The sequence below is a fragment of the Meiothermus sp. genome (genome assembly GCF_026004075.1).
Taxonomy (GTDB): Bacteria; Deinococcota; Deinococci; order Deinococcales; family Thermaceae; genus Meiothermus.
The window spans coordinates 1,152,736-1,169,860 of record NZ_BPIK01000001.1; the positions used below are offsets into that span (position 1 = coordinate 1,152,736).

At 60.1% G+C, this 17,125-nt stretch carries 10 protein-coding genes; 5 read left to right on the forward strand and 5 right to left on the reverse strand.

All coding sequences use genetic code 11. The features are described 5' to 3' along the window. Window positions 1-16: 16 nt before the first annotated feature. Both rnr and Q0X18_RS05580 read right to left on the reverse strand, forming a co-directional pair. A complete protein-coding gene (gene rnr / locus Q0X18_RS05575; protein ID WP_297559571.1) occupies window positions 17-2,464 on the reverse strand; it encodes a ribonuclease R in 2,448 nt (815 codons plus the stop codon). A gap of 261 nt (window positions 2,465-2,725) precedes the next feature. Next, complete coding sequence (locus Q0X18_RS05580; RefSeq protein WP_297559573.1) at window positions 2,726-3,964, reverse strand: class I SAM-dependent RNA methyltransferase; 1,239 nt, start codon at window positions 3,962-3,964, stop codon at window positions 2,726-2,728. A 100-nt stretch (window positions 3,965-4,064) separates the two neighbouring features. Here Q0X18_RS05580 and Q0X18_RS05585 point away from each other — a divergent pair, with 100 nt between their 5' ends. Next, a complete protein-coding gene (locus Q0X18_RS05585) occupies window positions 4,065-5,012 on the forward strand; it encodes a TAXI family TRAP transporter solute-binding subunit (protein WP_297559575.1) in 948 nt (315 codons plus the stop codon). A 313-nt stretch (window positions 5,013-5,325) separates the two neighbouring features. Next, entirely contained in the window at window positions 5,326-7,383 is a 2,058-nt protein-coding gene (locus Q0X18_RS05590) for a TRAP transporter permease (RefSeq protein ID WP_297559577.1), read from the forward strand. A gap of 421 nt (window positions 7,384-7,804) precedes the next feature. On the opposite strand, the gene Q0X18_RS05595 is transcribed toward Q0X18_RS05590, so the two are convergent. Then, the gene (locus tag Q0X18_RS05595; protein WP_297559579.1) at window positions 7,805-8,734 is read right to left on the reverse strand and encodes a patatin-like phospholipase family protein; all 930 of its coding nucleotides are present in this window, start codon (window positions 8,732-8,734) and stop codon (window positions 7,805-7,807) included. A 204-nt stretch (window positions 8,735-8,938) separates the two neighbouring features. On the opposite strand from Q0X18_RS05595, the gene trpC reads away from it, so the two are divergent. The 3 genes from trpC (at window position 8,939) to Q0X18_RS05610 (ending at window position 14,940) form a co-directional block, all read left to right on the forward strand. Then, a complete protein-coding gene (gene trpC, locus Q0X18_RS05600; RefSeq protein ID WP_297559582.1) occupies window positions 8,939-9,718 on the forward strand; it encodes an indole-3-glycerol phosphate synthase TrpC in 780 nt (259 codons plus the stop codon). A gap of 218 nt (window positions 9,719-9,936) precedes the next feature. Continuing rightward, complete coding sequence (locus tag Q0X18_RS05605) at window positions 9,937-13,206, forward strand: AAA family ATPase (RefSeq protein ID WP_297559584.1); 3,270 nt, start codon at window positions 9,937-9,939, stop codon at window positions 13,204-13,206. 141 nt (window positions 13,207-13,347) lie between these two features. Beyond that, entirely contained in the window at window positions 13,348-14,940 is a 1,593-nt protein-coding gene (locus Q0X18_RS05610; protein WP_297559586.1) for a carboxypeptidase-like regulatory domain-containing protein, read from the forward strand. A 60-nt stretch (window positions 14,941-15,000) separates the two neighbouring features. On the opposite strand, the gene Q0X18_RS05615 is transcribed toward Q0X18_RS05610, so the two are convergent. Beyond that, window positions 15,001-15,606 carry a superoxide dismutase gene (locus Q0X18_RS05615; protein WP_297559588.1) on the reverse strand — a complete coding sequence of 202 codons (606 nt, stop codon included), beginning with the start codon at window positions 15,604-15,606 and terminating at the stop codon, window positions 15,001-15,003. 71 nt (window positions 15,607-15,677) lie between these two features. Beyond that, on the reverse strand, window positions 15,678-17,069 hold the full coding sequence (gene fumC / locus Q0X18_RS05620; RefSeq protein WP_297559590.1) for a class II fumarate hydratase: 1,392 nt from the start codon (window positions 17,067-17,069) through the stop codon (window positions 15,678-15,680). Window positions 17,070-17,125: the final 56 nt, after the last annotated feature.

The following is a 17,125-nucleotide window of genomic DNA, read 5'->3' on the forward strand; positions in this document are numbered from 1 at the left end:
GCTTCCGGTGAGGTATCTAGCGGCGGCGGCGCTTTTTCTTACCGGACTTCTCTGCCTGGCTGGATGGGGCCTGCTCCTGGTCGCCCCCCCACGAGCCAAAGTAGATTTTCTGCGCCCTGACCTTGACCGGCTTCTGGAAGCCCCCGCGCTCGTCGGGGGGGCCCACCACCCGCCTCGAGCGGGCCCGAGCGTGGGGAGCCGGGCTTTTGGGTTCGGTAGCCACCACCTTGCGCGCCGGTTTGCTGGGCGTTGCGGCCTGGGGTTCGGCGGCTTTCCCACGCTTACCCCTGCGGCGTTTTTTTCTTTTTTGCTGCTCGGGTTCGGGTTGGGTTTCTGTCTGGTAAAACTTTTCGGTCGGCACCAGGTCAATCTGCCGGGCCGAAGGGTTGGCTCCTTCTATCTTTACTTCCATCTCGTCTCCTATGCGAATGCGGCGCTTGGTGCGCAGGCCTTCCAAGGCCAGCAGCTCTTCGATGTACTCGTAGTGGTCGTCCTCGAGGGCCCCCAGCCGGATCATGCCCTCCACCCCGTTGTCCAGGCTCACGAACACCCCAAACCCGGTTACGCCCGAGACCGTGCCCCGGAAGGTTTCGCCCTGGTGCTTTTGTGCCCACAGGCACTGGTAGTACTTGGTCAGCTCGCGCTCGGCGTTCTCGGCTGCCCGCTCCCGCTCCGAGGCGTGCTCGGCAATTTTGGGGAAGCGCTGGGCCCAGTCGTCCTTGCGGGCCTGGGTCACCCGGCGCCTCAGGAGCGTGCGCAGAACCCGGTGCACCACCAGGTCGGGGTAGCGCCGGATGGGGCTGGTGAAGTGCAGGTAGTGTTCGGCGGCCAGGCCGAAGTGCCCCAGGTTTTCGGCGGCGTAGCGGGCCAGGCGCAAGGAGCGCAACAGCAGGGTCGAGACCACGGCCTCCTCAGGGCGGCCCTCGGCCTGCTTCAGGATGCTTTGCAGGGCTTTGGGGCTTAGTTCACCGCCCGGCAGGCTATAACCCAGCCGACCCAGGGCGGCCACCAGCTTGTTGTAGGCCTCCTCGCTGGGGTCTTCGTGGACGCGGAAAAGGGTGGGAATCTGTCGCTCGGCCAGGTGTTTGGCAACCACCCGGTTGGCCAGCAGCATCAGCTCCTCAATCAGGCTGCGGGCCCTGGGTTCTTTCTGGGGTAGCAGGTGCAGGTTGCCGTCTTCGTCCACCTCCACCTTGACCTCGGTAAAGCGGAAATCCAGCGCGCCCTGTTCCAGGCGGCGGGCTTTGAGGGTCTGGGTGAGGGTGAGGAGTTGCTTCAGGTCGTTCTGGAGCTCGAGGCTCCAGTCGGGGGGAACCGGGGCCGGGGCCTTTTCAGGGGCCTCGAGCGCCTCGGCGAAAGCCTCCACCTCGGTGTAGGTCAGCCGGGCCACGCTGCGGATCACCCCTTCGGCGAAGCGGTAGTCCTTGACCCGGCCCTTGGGGGTCAGCTCCACCAGCACCGAGAGCACCAGCCGATCCTCGTAGGGCTTGAGCGAACAGATGCCGTTGGAAAGCTGCTCGGGCAGCATGGGCAGCACCCGCCCCGGCAGATAGACGCTGGTGGCGCGGGCATAGGCTTCGTGGTCGAGGGGCGAGAACTCCCGCACGTAGTGCGAGACGTCGGCGATGTGAATGCCCACGCGGTAGTTGCCGTTGGGGAGCTGCTCGAGGTGGATGGCGTCGTCGAAGTCCTTGGCGTCGGCCCCGTCGATGGTAAAAACCCGCAAGGCCCGGAAGTCCTCGCGGCGGGCAACTTCTTTGGGGTCCAGATGGGCCACTTTCTCGGCTTCGGCCAGGGCTTCGGGCGGGAAGACGCTCCTCAGCTCGTACTTGGCGATGATGGCCTCGGTCTCGACCTCGGGGCTGTCCCCCTGGCCTAAGTAGCCCGCAAACTCCCCATAGGGTTCCTGGGGCTTGCGCCCGCTGGGGTAGGTGACCCGCACCACCAGCCGTGCCCCGCTTTCCAGGCCCTCCAGGCCCTCCGGCTTGAGCTTGAGCGCGGGCAGCCTTGGGTCGTCGGGTTTGAGCCAGGCAAACCCCTGCTTGAAGTACAGCCGCCCCACCACCTGATGATGGGCCCGCTCGAGTACCTCCACCACCACGCCCCAGGGCTTGCCGTCGCGGCCCGGTGGGCGTGGCTCGGCCCGTACTAAGTCGCCGTGCCAGGCCCCGCCCAGGTGGCCCTTGGGAATGTAGAGGTCGGGCAGGTCGGGGTGGGTGGGAATCACAAAAGCAAAACCCGCTGCATGGGCTTGCAGGCGGCCCTCGAGACCCTTTTTCCCCAGCCCCTCGGGGAGCTGGTAGAGCTTGCGCCGTGGCTCAACCACTTTGCCCTCGGCCACCAGCAGGTCCAGGGCTTCCTTGGCCTCGTCCTTATCGAGCCGCAGGCTCCGCACCAGCTCGCGCAGGCTAAAGCGCTTTTTGGGGTACTTTTTGAGGTGCTCGTAAATCTGCTGTTCTAGCATGATGTTTTCAGAACGAGGCGCTCAGGCTTCGGGGCCGTACGCTCAGTGCTCCTGACACTATCATAGAGCACCCGCGCTGGGTTACACCTTGTTTGAATTCCACGAGCACAGAACGCTTCCCGTTCTGCCTGGCAGAGAAAACCTTACCCTTCTAAGAAAAGCTGTAAATAGCATTGGGGTCAGTTTGCCGATGAACTATATCGAATCTGTGCGCCTGAATTGCTCGGGGTGGACACAGGGAATCTCTACCCAAGCTGGACACTAGCGTGACAGCAGGCTCAGCACCTCTACGTGGTGCGTGAAAGGGTAGAAGTCGTAGGGGCGAACAAAACCAAGCTGGTAGCCTCCCTGCACGAGCCGGCCTACGTCTCGAGCCCAAGTAGCCGGGTCGCAGGCAATGTACAAAATCTGTTGGGGCTTTCCTTGCAATAGGCCAGCCAAAACTTCGGGAGCAAGGCCCGAACGGGGTGGATCAACCATTACCAGGTCGGCAGGGAGGTGCTTGCTTAGCACCCTGGCATCGTCCTGCTTGAACAGCAGGTTCTGCACCCCCAGCCGGTCGCGATCAGACTCACCACGCCTGACCGCGCTGCGGTTGATCTCAATGGCCACAATCTCAGCAAAGCGCTGGGCTAGGTGCAGGCTGAGCACACCGCTCCCTGCATACAACTCCACGGCTTTGCGACCCGGCGTCACGATTTGCCTGGCTTCCTGCAACAAAAGCCCTGCAGCCTTGGGATTAATCTGGGCAAAACTCTGCACATTGACGGTAGAAAGCAGGCCACCGAAATCCTCGAGCAAATGGGTAGCCCCGGCCAGATGCTGAACCTGACCCCGGAAACGGCCCTTGGGGTTTTGCTCACCCCAGACCACACCAGCGATGCCTTCTTGCACCAGGGCCTGGGCGGTTTTTTTGAAATACCGGGCAGCCCCCCCAATAAACCCGACCTGTACTTTGTTTTCGTACACCGAGCCCCGCAATACCACCTCCTCGAGGCTGGCCAGTGGCCAGCTGCTCAAAAGTTCGAAAGCAGGCTGGAGCGGCTCTGCAATCAGAGGGTCGTAGCTGATACGCACGAGCTCGTTGGACTGTGGCAGGCGATAGGCTAGGCCACCCAGGGGATGCAGGGCATACTGGGCGGCGGTGCGGTAGTGCAGGCCAGCCCGCTCGCCGTAGCTAGGGGAAGGCTGTATTGGGGCCACCTCAAAACTTAGCTTCGCGATACGCTCGAGCGATTCTTGCACGAAGCTCTGTTTGATAGGTAACTGGGCTTCGTACTCCAGCGGCAGGTCGGCTGAAGGGGGTAGGGGCTCTGGGTAACGCGCAGGATGCGGTTTTAGTATCCGTGAAACCTGGCCCTCGAGGTGGTTTTTTCGGGGTGTCAGATGGGCCTCAACCACCTCGCCCGGAAGCCCGCCACGTACCAGTGCGGTGCCCTGCGGTGTTCGCGCAAGCCCCAACCCACCTACCACCAGCTTTTCGATTTCAATCCATGCCACACTTCACCATACCCTAACCCAGGGCAAGCTATCCACGGAGGTTGACGTGGTGCTCAGGCTGGGGAATAATCAACCCGGTTAGCACAAGGAGGAGACTGGGATGAAAAAGACGTTGTTGCTGCTGGCCTCGCTCGCTTTAGCGGGTTCTGCCGTTGCACAGACCTTTGTCACCATCGGTTCAGGCGGTACTACTGGGGTTTACTTCCCCGTGGCTACCGGGATCGCCAAGCTGGTGAACGACGCCAACATCGGGGTAAGGGCCAACGCTCGCTCTACTGGTGGTTCGGTATTTAACATCAATGCCATCGCATCGGGCGAGCTTCAGATGGGCCTGGCCCAGAACGACATCGCCTACTATGCCTATAACGGGACGGGGATTGCTGCCTTTGACGGCAAGCCCGTGAAGAATATCCGGGCGGTGGGTATCCTGTACCCCGAGGTGGTGCACGTGGTGGCCCGCGCCGGGGCTGGTATCAACACCGTCGCCGATCTTAAAGGCAAGCGGGTTGTAATTGGCGATGTGGGTTCTGGAACAGAGCAAAATGCCCGTCAGGTGCTCGAGGCCTACGGACTCAGCCTTAGCGACTTGCGCGAAGCCATCCGGGTCAACCCCAACAACGCCCTGGCCCTCATGCAAGATGGCCGCGCCGATGCCTTCTTCTTTACCGGAGGATTGGGGGCTTCAGTGATCAGCCAGGCAGCCCAGACCCTCCGCATTCAGCTTGTTGAGGTAGAGTACCGCCGGGTACAGGAGCTGGCCAAAAAGTACCCCTTCTATCGGGCTTTCAATATCGACGGTGGAATCTACCGAGGCGTGGACGTGACCACCCCTTCCGTGGCCGTTCTCTCGATGTGGATTGCAGCCGAAAGTCTGAGTGCCGATGTGGTCTACAACATGCTCAAGGCCACCTTCGATAACCCCGAGTTCAAGTCCATCCACCCTAACCTGCAACGCTTCTTCAACGTTAACTCGGCTGCCCGCAACCTTCCGATTCCACTGCACCCAGGCGCCGAGCGCTACTACCGCGAAAAGCGCATCATCCGCTAGGTTCTAAACTATATCAAGGCCGACCATCGCGTCGGCCTTGCTTTTTGCAGAACCAAAACTACGTCGGTCTGGAACGGTTTAAAGGAAGAATGGTACAATCCCAATCACAAGAAATGTTTTCCCAAGCTTATTTTTTGCCGCCGTACGAAAGCGAGCATGCGTCTGATGCCTTCGAGTTATCTAGCGACAAAAATAGTGAAGATCGCTGTGGAGGCGTGGAAGGCTTGTGGCTCTGGGCATGCGCTAGCGCTGCGCCTCGAGCAGACAGATAAGACCCACGTCAAGACATGACATCGCGCTGTGGAGGTAATTAATGCACAACGATAAGCCGGAGGTGGCGGTACAACTGGTCGAAGAGGCCGAGCTGGGGGGCAGGAAACCCACCGACTGGTCTCGCTGGCTCATTCTGGGACTGGCGGTAGGGTGGAGCGTATTCCAGGTCTGGGCTACCTGGATAGGCTCACTGGATCAGCTATTTTTTCGGGCAGCCCACCTGGCTTTTGCTTTCGCCCTGGTGTTTTTGGTCTATCCCTTCAACCGCCGTAGCCGACGCGACCGGATTCCCCTGTTCGATTGGATTCTGGGAATTACCGCAACCCTCTCGGCTGGCTACGTCATGTGGCAGTACAAAGAGATGATTGAGGTGCGCGGTGGACTGGCTAACCAAACCGACCTGGTTGTGGGCAGTGTAACTATTTTGATGCTGCTGCTGGCCGGCTGGCGCTCGCTGGGGCCAGCCATGCCAATTATCTCTGTTGTGTTTATGCTGTTTGCGCTTACTGGGCCACAGGGCCTTTTCCAGTGGCAGATGCCGGGCGTGCTGGGCCAGCTGCACGCGGGGGTGCAGTGGCGCTCGCTGGTTAGCCAACTGTTTATGAATGCCTCGGATAGTATCTGGGGTACGCCAATTGGGGTAGCAGCCCGGACGGTTTTCGTGTTTGTGCTGTTTGGGGCCATCCTCGAGCGGGCCGGGGCCGGCAAATGGTTCACCGACCTGGCCTTTAGCCTGCTGGGCGGGGTGCGTGGAGGCCCGGCCAAAGCCTCTATCGTTTCCTCGGCCCTCACGGGCGTGGTCTCGGGCTCCTCGATCTCCAACGTAGTCACCAGTGGAACCTTCACAATTCCGGCCATGCGCCGGGCCGGTTATTCTGCCGAGAAAGCCGGTGCGGTTGAGGTAGCGGCTAGCTCCAACGGGCAGCTCATGCCCCCCGTGATGGGGGCGGCGGCTTTTATCATGGCCGACTTTCTGGGTGTACCCTACTCGGCACTGGTTCTAATGGCAGTGGTTCCAGCCTTACTAGCCTACACAACGTTGTTTATTCTGGTTGACCTCGAGGCGGTCAAGCTTGGCCTGAAGGGCTTACCTAAAGCCGATTTGCCTAAATTCTGGCCGACCTTGCGAGCCGGTTTGCACTATGTTTTCCCCCTGGCCTATTTGCTGTACGCCCTGCTAATTATCGAGCTATCGCCCGAGCGAGCTGCCCTCAACACCATTTTTCTAATGATCGGCGTAGCGTTGCTACAGGAGGTATATATCGCCCTGCGCTCCGGGCACGGAATAGGGAGTGGCCTGCACTCATTTGCCCGCATCGTGATTGAGGGCTTTGCCAACGGGGCCCGTAACATGGTGGGTATTGCTATTGCCACCGCACTGGCAGGCATCATCATCGCGGTGGTGCTCATTACCAACATCGGTTTTGGCCTGACCGATCTGCTCCAAACCATTTCCGGGGGTAATCTGCTGGTGGCTTTGTTTTTGGCCCAGCTCATCAGTCTGGTCTTGGGCATGGGTTTGCCGACAACCGCCAACTACGTGGTGATGGCTAGCTTGGTGGTTCCGGTGATTACCAAAATTGCTGGACAAAGCGGCATAGATTATGGCTCCCTCACTTTTTCGGGGATTGAAGTGCCAATCGTCAAAATAGTGGCTCACATGTTTGCCTTTTACTTTGGCATTATGGCCGATTCCACCCCTCCGGTGGCCCTCGCGGCCTATGCGGCCTCGGCCATTGCCAAAGGCGACCCCTTCAAGACGGGCATCCAGGGCTTTATCTACGAGCTACGGACCGCCTTGCTGGCCTATATGATCTTCTTCAACCCCGGCTTGCTGATGATTGGGGTGGAGAGCGTGCTCGAGGGCGGGCGCATCGTCGGAACCGCCTTGCTGGGGCTCACGGCGTTCTCGGCAGCCACACTTGGATATTTGCTGGGGCCGGCAAACGGATTGCAGCGCCTGCTTTATCTGGTCGCAGCTTTTATGCTTATGCCCAATAATCCCAATACCGAAATAGTGGGAATTGGGATAATGACCCTGACCACTCTCTGGCAGTGGTGGGTTCGAAGAGCAGCGAGTAAAACTGGGGCTGCATAGGCCTGTCCAGACGGCTCCTATACCACGTAGCACCGAGCCATGGTTATGCAGGATCTTTGCGAGACGGATATGAACCAAAACTTGACCTTCGACGCGAATGAAAATTTTCTGGACGGAACTACTTGACCATGAAGCACCCCTGGCTTTGAGGAGGCGTGGCTTAGTACAGCTCTCCGCCCTGACTTTGTTGCTTCAGCTTTTGCACCTGGGACTAGCCTGGCTGGCAGTGCCCGATTTATCGGGATTGCCGCAGTGGGTCACCTGGGGGGTGAGCGGTTTTTTTACTCTGCTGCTGCTTGCTATCGGGGCACTTCAAATTCGCCTTTTAATTAAGAAACCTCGCCTCGAGCCCGTGCGACAGGTTTTTTTGAGCGCGTTTTGGCTGGGGGCGGCCTGCCTGGCGGCTATTTTTGCCGCCCGGCTAGGTTTTCACCTTGGGGTGGGTTTTTTTTTGTTGTTGGGCTGCCTGGGCTACGGGGTTGCCTTTGGGCGCTTGTGGCTTGGGCTGCAGAAAGCGTAGCCACCAGGGCTTGTTACGTGGGGCGGGTTTCGCCAGCAGCTGCTTGATCTGAGGCAGCGCGGCCTCGGCCCGCTTTCGGCCTAGTTCATAGGCTAGATGAGCTTTAGTGTAGTCGAAGGTTTCGATGGGGGGATCGGCCTCCAACGAAATTACCAAGGCGGCCTGGGCCAGCGCAATACTCAAGAGCCGTCGACGCGAAGCCTCACCAGCCTGAAGAGCTGCCTCCAGCGCACTCTTGGGAGTATTGGGTGTTACCCGATTGGATACATCCACAGCTACAATCGGCCCAGCCTGCAAGGTTTTGGCTGCGGTAACCGGCACTTTTTCGGCTACATCACCATCTACCAACAACCTGCCATGCCAGAGCACCGGAGGAAAAATGCTGGGCACGGCACTGCTGGCGGCCAGCGCCTCGGCAACTGGCCCGGCCCGTAGCATTACGGGCTCTCCGGTGGAGAGATCGCTAGCCTGGATGACCAATGGGATAGGGCTATCTTCAATCCGACGATCGCCGAACAAAGCTCGATAGCCCTCACGAATTTTGACGCCTTCGGCTAAATAGGGCCGCCGCACGAAATCAACCAAGCGGGTCACCTGATGCAAAGCGCCATTCTTTTGCAAACGCTCGAGCTCGGGGTCTTTGAGCCACTCGCTGAGCTGGCTGTGATGCACCTTGATGCCAAAAGCAAATAAAGCAGCGGCCAGCGCGCCAGCAGAGCTACCGGCCAGTCCAGTGATGGGAATGTTGGCCTCGGTGAGCACGTCGAGTATCGCCGTATGCGCGCTGCCGCGCACACCACCACCCCCGAGCGCCAGCACGATGCCATCCATGTATTACCATGGTAGCAAAAAGTTAGACTTAGTGCAGTGATATTGATTAAGATTTGGCTAAAACTCTTTTGGCATGGGTTGCTCGGTGCATTCGTCCCAATTTGAAGGTGGGAGCGGAGTGCAGGCAAATGCATCGCGACCAGGGCCGGATCAAAATTAGAAGATTATCACATGGGGTCGGGGAATAGGGGTAGCATAGAAGGCATGATTCCAGAGCTATCCAAAGTGCCGGGCGTGCTGGGTGAGATTTCGCGCCAGCGCTTGCGTGATGTGATGGAGCTCGAGGCCCAAGAATGGCCGAAGCCGTCCCTTCCACCCTCGTTTAGCCAGGCCTTGCGCTTGCCCGGCTTATCCCTGATTGCCGAAGTAAAGCGCAAGAGCCCATCGCAAGGGGAGATTGCGCTGGAACTCGAGGCAGCCGAGGTAGCTAGAGCGTATGTGGCCGGTGGGGCCAGGGCCATCAGCGTACTTACTGAACCACACTACTTTGCTGGATCCGTTCGGGACTTGCAGGAAGTGCGCCGGGCGGTCGACGTTCCAGTTCTTCGCAAAGACTTTACTGTGCACCCCGTTCAGATTGCCGAGACCAGGGCCCTGGGTGCTTCGGCAGTGCTGCTAATTGTGGCGGTGCTCGGACGCTGGATTGAACAATACCTGGAGTTGGCGCGGCAGGAGGGTCTGGATGCCCTGGTGGAAGTACACAGCGAAGCTGAGCTCGAGCTGGCCTTATCGGCGGGTGCTTCAATCATCGGAGTTAATAACCGCAACCTGGCCGATCTGAGCATTGACCGCAGCACCGCCCCGCGCCTGGGCCGCCTGGCTCGAGCGTCTGGTTTCCGTGGCTTGCTGGTAGCCGAGTCGGGTTATAGCGAAGCTGCACAACTGGCTGAGCTCGAGGGCCTTTTCGATGCCGTCCTAATTGGAACCAGCCTGGCCCGTAGCCACAACTGGCAAGTTGCGGTGGCTCAGATGACCCGCTCGTAACAGGGGTGCGGGGCTAGACTGAAGATGAATCGGGGGTGCGCCCAACAGAGGTGTGGTTTTGCAGCCCCAACCGCCTTTAGGTATAGATTGGTGCTGGGGCAGCGTTTTTGATCACGGCTCGGGTTACTTCGAAAGGTTCAGTTAACACTCGACGATAAAAAGTTCGCTCCAAACCCGCGTCCACCCCCCTGAGAGCGCCGCGATAACGCGAGGACTCCATGGCCTATTACCTGAGCTTGCTTGGCCCACCTCAGCTTTGGCTGGATGGCAAGCTGGTTCCGTTGCTACCACGCAAGGCAGTAGCAATGGCGGCCTATCTGGCTGTGGCAGGCCACCCGGTAGACCGGGGCCGTTTGGCTGATTTGCTATGGGAGGGTGACGAGGAGGGGGTTCGTAGAAACTTGCGCCAGGAGCTTTTTCGTTTAAAAAACACATCCTGGGAGCTGGTGTTTGTGCAGACCCCTACGGCAATTGGGCTGGGGCCGGTGGAGGTCGACCTCGAGGTTTTTCTGGCCCGGATGGCTAATGGCGCCTGGGGAGAGGCGGCGGCCCTGTGGCGGGGTGGCTTTCTGGCTGAACTGGAACCAAAAGCTTCGGAAAGCTTTCTGGATTGGTTGATCCCAGAACGGGAACGCTGGGCAGGCCTTTACCGCGAGGCCTTACTCGGACTGGCCCGTAGCCACGAAGCCTCGGCCAACTATCCCGAGGCCCTTAAGGTGTACTCGAGGCTTCTTGGCGATGATCCCTTGCAAGAGCCTGTGCAGATGGCAGTAATGCGCCTATACCTGCAGATGGGCGATCGTGCAGCGGCGCTACGACAGCTCGAGCAGTTTAGAAGCCAGCTACGGGATCAGCTGGGCCTGGATGTGAGCCAGGAGATGCAGGCGTTTGGAGTGCAGGTGCGCGAGGGTAGGCTCCTGACCAGCCAGAATGGTCTCCCTTATGCGTGGGGTGAGCCACCACTGGTAGGGCGCGAAAAGGATCTGCTCTGGCTCGAGGCCCACTGGGGTCAGGGCTTGCTGCTACTGCTGGGAGAGGCCGGGATGGGTAAAACCCGACTGGCACTGGAGTATGCCCGACACCGGACGGGCACAGGGCCCGCCGAAGTACTGCGCATCCGCCAGCGCGAAAGCGGCCAGGAGATTGGGTTTAGCGCTGTTTTAGAGGTGTTGCGCCAGGCTTACGAGGATGGCAGGCTGGATCACCTGGAGTCGCCCTGGCGAGAAGAGCTGGCCCAGCTTTTGCCTGAGCTGGGTACGCCCCCTGCCAACGCTCATAAAGCCCGATTCTTCGAGGCACTCTGCAGGGGTTTTCAAGCCATTGTGCGCCCGGGCGGGGTAGTGTTGTGGGATGACCTGCACTGGTTGGACTGGGCTAGCCTGGAGTTTTTGCCCTACCTGGTGCGCCGGGCCAGGGGTTTGGGTTTGGCGCTGATTGGTACCTCGAGGCTCGAGGCGCTGCAGAAGAATGTCCTCGTACGCAGGGTCTTGCAAGACCTGGCCCAGGAGGGACGTATGTACCAGCGGTTGCTCGAGCCCATCGATCAGCCAGCCCTGGTGCAGTTACTGCGACAGCTATCGGGCCAAAAAGAAGGGGGTGGGCGCTTTGCCGAGCGCTTGCTTCAGGCCACGGAAGGCAACATGTTTTACATCCTCGAGACCCTGCGCTACCTCTTCGACCAAGGGGTGCTACGGGCCGAAGGTGGTGCCTGGCATACCCCCTTCGATAGCTTTACTACCGACTATCGCGAGCTGCCCCTACCCCCCAACGTGCGCGATGCCCTCCTGGAGCGCTTGCGGCGTATTGGAGAGACCGCGCTGCTTATCGTGCAGGCTTTTGCTCTGGCTGATTTTCCCCTGTCTCCGGAGCTTGTGGCGTGCTTGCTGCGGGGGCTCCAGGCCCCTATTGCCGAGCTGGAAAACCTAACCCAAGGGGGATTTTTGCGATTGGACTCAACTGGCTACACCCTGCGGCACGAGCTAGTACGGCAGACCGTGCTGGCTGAGATGAGCGAGTCCCGCCGCCGCTGGTTGCATGCCCGGATTGCCGATGTACTGCGTGAAGTATCCGGCCCGCTACCTCAGATGGCAGCACACCTCGAGGCTGCCGGCCAGCGCGCAGAGGCCTATGTGGCCTACCTGGCAGCAGCGCGCAGCCTGCGCCGGGGGCCGCTGGCCCGGCAAGCACTGGAATACTACCAGCGGGCCCAGACGCTGTGTCCACTGCTGGAACCCGAGCTCGAGCGGTTTCGTATGCTAGTCGAGGCTGCCGAAACCCGTGTCGCGCTGGGCCAGTTGCAAATTCCTGAACGCCAGGAGATAGGCCGCCTGGCTGAGAATTTGGGTGACCACGAACGCTTTCGGATGTTTTTGCTCAGTACCGATGTAGCCCTAGTCTCGGGTCGGGTGGCCGAGGGTATCCAGGCAGTGCGCGAGGCCATGCGGCTGGCCCAGACACCCTGGCAGCGGGGCCACGCCCTGTTCAAACTGGCCTGGCTCGAGTACCGCGGTGGCGACCCCGATGCCCAGCTCGAGCCTTTGCTGGCCTCCATCCAGGCTTTCCACGATATCGGTAACCAGGCCATGGAAACCCTGGCCTTGCGCAACCTTTCGGGCTACTGGTTCCGCTTGGGCGAGCTGGAACAGCACCAACAGGTTTATACGCAGGCCTATGCGCTCGCGGCCCAACTTAAAGACGACCTGCTGCTGCGCCGGCTGCGGGCCGATAAGCTGATGGTGGACTGGGTCAAGGGCGACTATGCCGCCAGCACGCAGGTAGCCGACCTGCTCTACCAGGAGGCCCGCGAACGCGGCGACTGGTGGGCGGTGTGGGATGCTTTACTGGGCCTCCTGCTCAATGCGGCAGCGCTGGGCCTGGAGCCCGAACTCGAGGCCACCGTACAGCGGGCCATGGTCGAGGCCGCCGAAGTCGGGGCCTGGCGCGACCTGGCCCTGCTCCGCTCCGACTACGGCAACGCCCTGATGGTCTCGGGCCGTCTGGAGGAAGCCCAGCGTGAGCTCGAGGCCGCCCTACGCGACCTGCACGAGATGGGTGAGCGGGCCCGTCTGGGCCATGTGCTTTTCAACCTGGGCTTTACCCTGCTCGAGCAGGGGCATCTTGAACAAAGCCGACAGACCCTCGAGCAGTCGGTGAAGGTCTGGCGCGACAGAAAGGAATACCGCCACACTGCCCGCTCACTGGCAGCCCTGGCCCTGAACCATTTACGGGCCGGTAACCGCAAGAAAGCCCGGCAAACCTCGGCAGAGGCTTTTGAGCTGCGCGCGCCGTGGGCACTGGGCATCTATGACCTCCCCTTGGTTCTGTATATCAGGGCGCGGGCCCTGGGAGACAAGCAAGGGGCGGACTTACTGGCCGAAACCCAGAACTTGCTACGTAATTTGGCGCAGCAGCTACCCCCTCACCTTGGCGAGCGGCTTTTGCAAAACCGGTATGTGGCCTGGGCTTTGAGCAAAGTGCCTGAAAGATGACCCCGCCACAAAACTGAAAAGCAAACGATGGATTGAAGTGCGCTTTACTCAGAACAGTAACGGCGATATAACGCCAGCCTTGCTAGCCTCTAGCTGGCTACAACCTGAAACCCATCAACATGGTTGAGCTCGGAGGTTTGTATGAAACGTTTATTGTGGCTCCTGAGCATGTGTTTGATTTCCCTGCTGACGGCCTGCTCCGGTGGGGGCGGCGGGGGCACCACCCCGAGCCTGGTGGTCTCGCCCAAGACCGCGACCCTAGCCGCGGGCACCGGCAACGCCACCTTCAACGCCACCCTCAGCAACGCCACCGGCACCATCAACTGGGCACTGAGCCCTAACCTTGGTACGCTCTCTGCCACCACCGGCACCTCCGTCACCTACACCCCGCCCGCCACCGTGGCCAGCACCACCAGCGTCACCCTCACGGCTACCTCGGGCAGCCTGAGCGATACCGCCACGATTACAATTAACCCGCCTACTACCATCACGGTAGCCGGTAAGGTGCTCAAGTTCAACGGCGATCCCATTGACGGCGTGAGTGTCCAGGTCAGGGACTCGACCGGCGCGAAACCGCTGGTGCTTTCCAACGCGTCGGGCGACTTCAGCGTTTCGGGCGTGCAAACCCCATATACCCTGTCGGTAGTTCCCAACGCGGCGACCGGCCTGCTGCCCGTCACCTACGCGAACGTGACCCGCACCGACCCCAAAGTGGTGGTGACTACGCTGGCCGCGCCGCCCACCTTCTGCACCCTGGCCAACTCGACCCTGAACATCACACTCTCGGCTGCGGTGGGTGCCGGGAACACAGGCCGGGTCTACTTCGTGGGGGACGGTGTGAGCATCGCCCCGCTAATCTCCTTCCGGCAGTCGGGCGCCTTGGCCCCAGGAGCGACCAACACCTCCATTTCGATCACCCACGATAACTCCCTCTGCGTTCCCACTATCAACGGTAAGGCGTTGTTTATCGAGCGGGACGGGGGTGGTACGGTCGTTAAGGTAGCCATTGACGATGTTAGTGTCACCACCGGCAACGTGACCAACAAGAGCCTGACCGTCGTGCCCGCCACCTCCAGGACGATTTCGGGCTCTGTAGCCTTCCCATCCGGCATCGCTTCTGCACAGGTGGTCGCCTCCATTAAGGTGAACAACTCCTACGTCCAACTACAGCCATTCGCCAGTACAACTACGGCCAGCCCCAACTACACGCTGGCCGTAGTGGATCTGCCCGGAATCCAGTATCGCGTGACCGCTATTGGTGGTGCTTTCCCGCAGCAAAGCTGGGAGCATAGCGACATCCTCAACGTCGCCCCTGGCAACCTGACCGGGATTAACCTGAGCTTGGCGAGCTTGGCCGCCACGGTTGGTCCGGTTGGGGCCATCAACACCACCACGCCGACCTTCTCCTACACCCCGGTGAGCGGGAAGAACTTCTACTACACATATATGGCTGGGGGCGCAGGTGACACGTGGCTGGGAGCCACCACCGATACCTCCATCACCCTTCCCAGTGGCCTGCCAGCGCCGGCCCGCAACGCGGTTGGGAGCGCTTACGCCTGGTACGCGCTCAACGCAATCAACGTCCGCAATCCCGGCTCCAACGTAGCGGATGCAATCCTGGACGGCCGTCTAGTCAAACACTCGTTCTTCTACAACTTAGCGCTCTACGAGCCCGACCAGATCGCCTCAGGTTCACTCAACTTTACCGCGACCAACTACAACATCATTCCATAGCAATCCCGCCTACATGGCAAAGGCCGGGGAGCGATTCCCCGGCCTTCTTTCGCAGGTGGCTCAAAACCGGCTGGCCACCCTGTCCCAGTTAATCACGTTCCAGATGGCCGCCAGATAGTCGGGGCGACGGTTCTGGTACTTGAGGTAGTAGGCGTGCTCCCACACGTCAATGCCCAAAAGCGGTGTGTGGCCTTCCATCAGGGGGGAGTCCTGGTTGGCAGTGCTATAGACCTGCAGCTTGCCGTCTTTGTCCTTGACCAGCCAGGCCCAGCCGGAGCCAAAGCGGGTCGCGCCAGCCTGGGTTAGCTTGGCTTTCAGTTCCTCGAAAGAGCCGAAGGTGGCATTGATGGCCTCGGCCAGCTTGCCGGTGGGCTCTTTGGAGCCACCGGGGGTAAGGATGTCCCAGAATAGGGTGTGGTTGTGGTGGCCGCCGCCGTTGTTGCGCACCGCGGTGCGGATGTCTTCGGGCACCTGGTCAATTTTGGTCAGCAGATCCTCGAGGCTCCAGCTATGCAGCTCGGGGTGCTTTTCCAGAGCTGCATTCAGATTGTTCACATAGGCCGCATGGTGCTTGCCATGGTGAATCTCCATGGTCAACGCGTCAATGTAGGGCTCCAGTGCATCCTTGGGATAACCGAGTTCGGGTAGTTTGAACGGATAACTCATAGTTGAACCTCCCAGGTGTACTCTATTACCGCATGTCCGGTTCGGGCTGTGACTGAGGTCTCAAAATGCCGCTAGTTGTGGGTCATCTCTAGGGGCACCACCCACTTATCAAATTCTTCCTCGGTTAGGTAGCCCAGCGCCAGGGCTGCTTCTTTGAGACTGGTACCTTCTTTGTGGGCCTTTTTAGCGATGGCTGCAGCCTTGTCGTAGCCGATGTGGCGGTTGAGGGCGGTGACCACCATTAGGTTTTTCTCTAGGTTTTCTCGGATACGAGGTAGGTTGGGTTCAATACCCACCGCACAGTTGTCGTTGAAGGCGGCGCAGGCATCCCCCAGCAGTTGAATGCTGGTCAGGACGTTGTACACCATAACCGGCTTGAACACGTTGAGCTGGAAATTGCCCTGGGAACCCGCAAAAGCCACCGCCGCATCGTTCCCAAAGACCTGGACGCACACCATGGTCATAGCTTCGCTCTGGGTGGGGTTGACCTTTCCTGGCATGATGGAGCTGCCGGGTTCGTTCTCAGGGATGATAATCTCGCCAATCCCATTGCGTGGGCCCGAGGCCAGCCAGCGTACATCGTTGGCCATCTTCATCAGAGCCCCGGCCAGGGTACGCAGGGCGGCGCTGGTGGTGACCAGAGCATCGTGGGCTGCGAGTGCGGCAAATTTGTTTTTGGCCGAAACAAAGGGGAAGCCAGTTTCCTTGGCAAAATACGAGGCGGCCAGGTCACCAAACTTGGGGTGGGCGTTAAGACCAGTACCCACCGCCGTTCCGCCAATGGCCAGCTCATAGAGGCCCTGCTCGGCGTGGCGAACCTCTCCAAGACAGTAGTCTATCTGGGCTACCCAGCTTCCAATTTCCTGCCCCAGGGTAATGGGGGTGGCGTCCTGCAGGTGGGTGCGGCCAACCTTCACCACATCCTTATAGGCCTCGGCCTTGGCGGCCAGGGTATCGCGCAGCTTTTGCACATTGGGGTATAGCTGTCGGTGCAGCTCCTCTACTACCGCGATGTGCATGGCCGTAGGGAAGGTGTCGTTGGAGGACTGGCCGCGGTTGACATCGTCGTTGGGATGAATAGGTTTTTTGGAGCCCAGCGGACTCCCGGCCAGCTCATTGGCCCTGTTGGCAATGACCTCGTTGGCGTTCATGTTGGTCTGGGTACCGGAGCCAGTCTGGAAGACCACCAGTGGAAAGTGGTCATCCAGCTTGCCGGCAATTACCTCGTCGGCAGCCCGCACGATGAGGTCGGCCTTCTCTCGAGGCAGCTCACCCAGATCGGCGTTGGCTAAAGCCGCCCCTTTTTTTAGGATGCCCATGGCCCGGATGATGGAGCGGGGCATCTTGAAGCGCTCCTGCCCAATCGGGAAGTTCTGTAACGAACGCTGGGTCTGGGCCCCCCAGTAGCGGCTTTCTTCGACCTGCACTTCGCCCATGGTGTCGGTTTCGATTCGGTATCCCATAGCGGCTATATTCTATGGGCTTTGGCGGTCGGGATGTAGGGACGGCCTGCCCAGTT

Bases quoted from the DNA above. Each gene is read 5' to 3' on its own strand.
- Q0X18_RS05590 (WP_297559577.1), top strand. From the start codon at position 5,326: ATGCACAACGATAAGCCGGAGGTGGCGGTACAACTGGTCGAAGAGGCC.
- rnr (WP_297559571.1), bottom strand. From the start codon at position 2,464: ATGCTAGAACAGCAGATTTACGAGCACCTCAAAAAGTACCCCAAAAAG.
- Q0X18_RS05605 (WP_297559584.1), top strand. From the start codon at position 9,937: ATGGCCTATTACCTGAGCTTGCTTGGCCCACCTCAGCTTTGGCTGGAT.
- Q0X18_RS05585 (WP_297559575.1), top strand. From the start codon at position 4,065: ATGAAAAAGACGTTGTTGCTGCTGGCCTCGCTCGCTTTAGCGGGTTCT.
- fumC (WP_297559590.1), bottom strand. From the start codon at position 17,069: ATGGGATACCGAATCGAAACCGACACCATGGGCGAAGTGCAGGTCGAA.
- Q0X18_RS05615 (WP_297559588.1), bottom strand. From the start codon at position 15,606: ATGAGTTATCCGTTCAAACTACCCGAACTCGGTTATCCCAAGGATGCA.
- trpC (WP_297559582.1), top strand. From the start codon at position 8,939: ATGATTCCAGAGCTATCCAAAGTGCCGGGCGTGCTGGGTGAGATTTCG.
- Q0X18_RS05595 (WP_297559579.1), bottom strand. From the start codon at position 8,734: ATGGATGGCATCGTGCTGGCGCTCGGGGGTGGTGGTGTGCGCGGCAGC.
- Q0X18_RS05610 (WP_297559586.1), top strand. From the start codon at position 13,348: ATGAAACGTTTATTGTGGCTCCTGAGCATGTGTTTGATTTCCCTGCTG.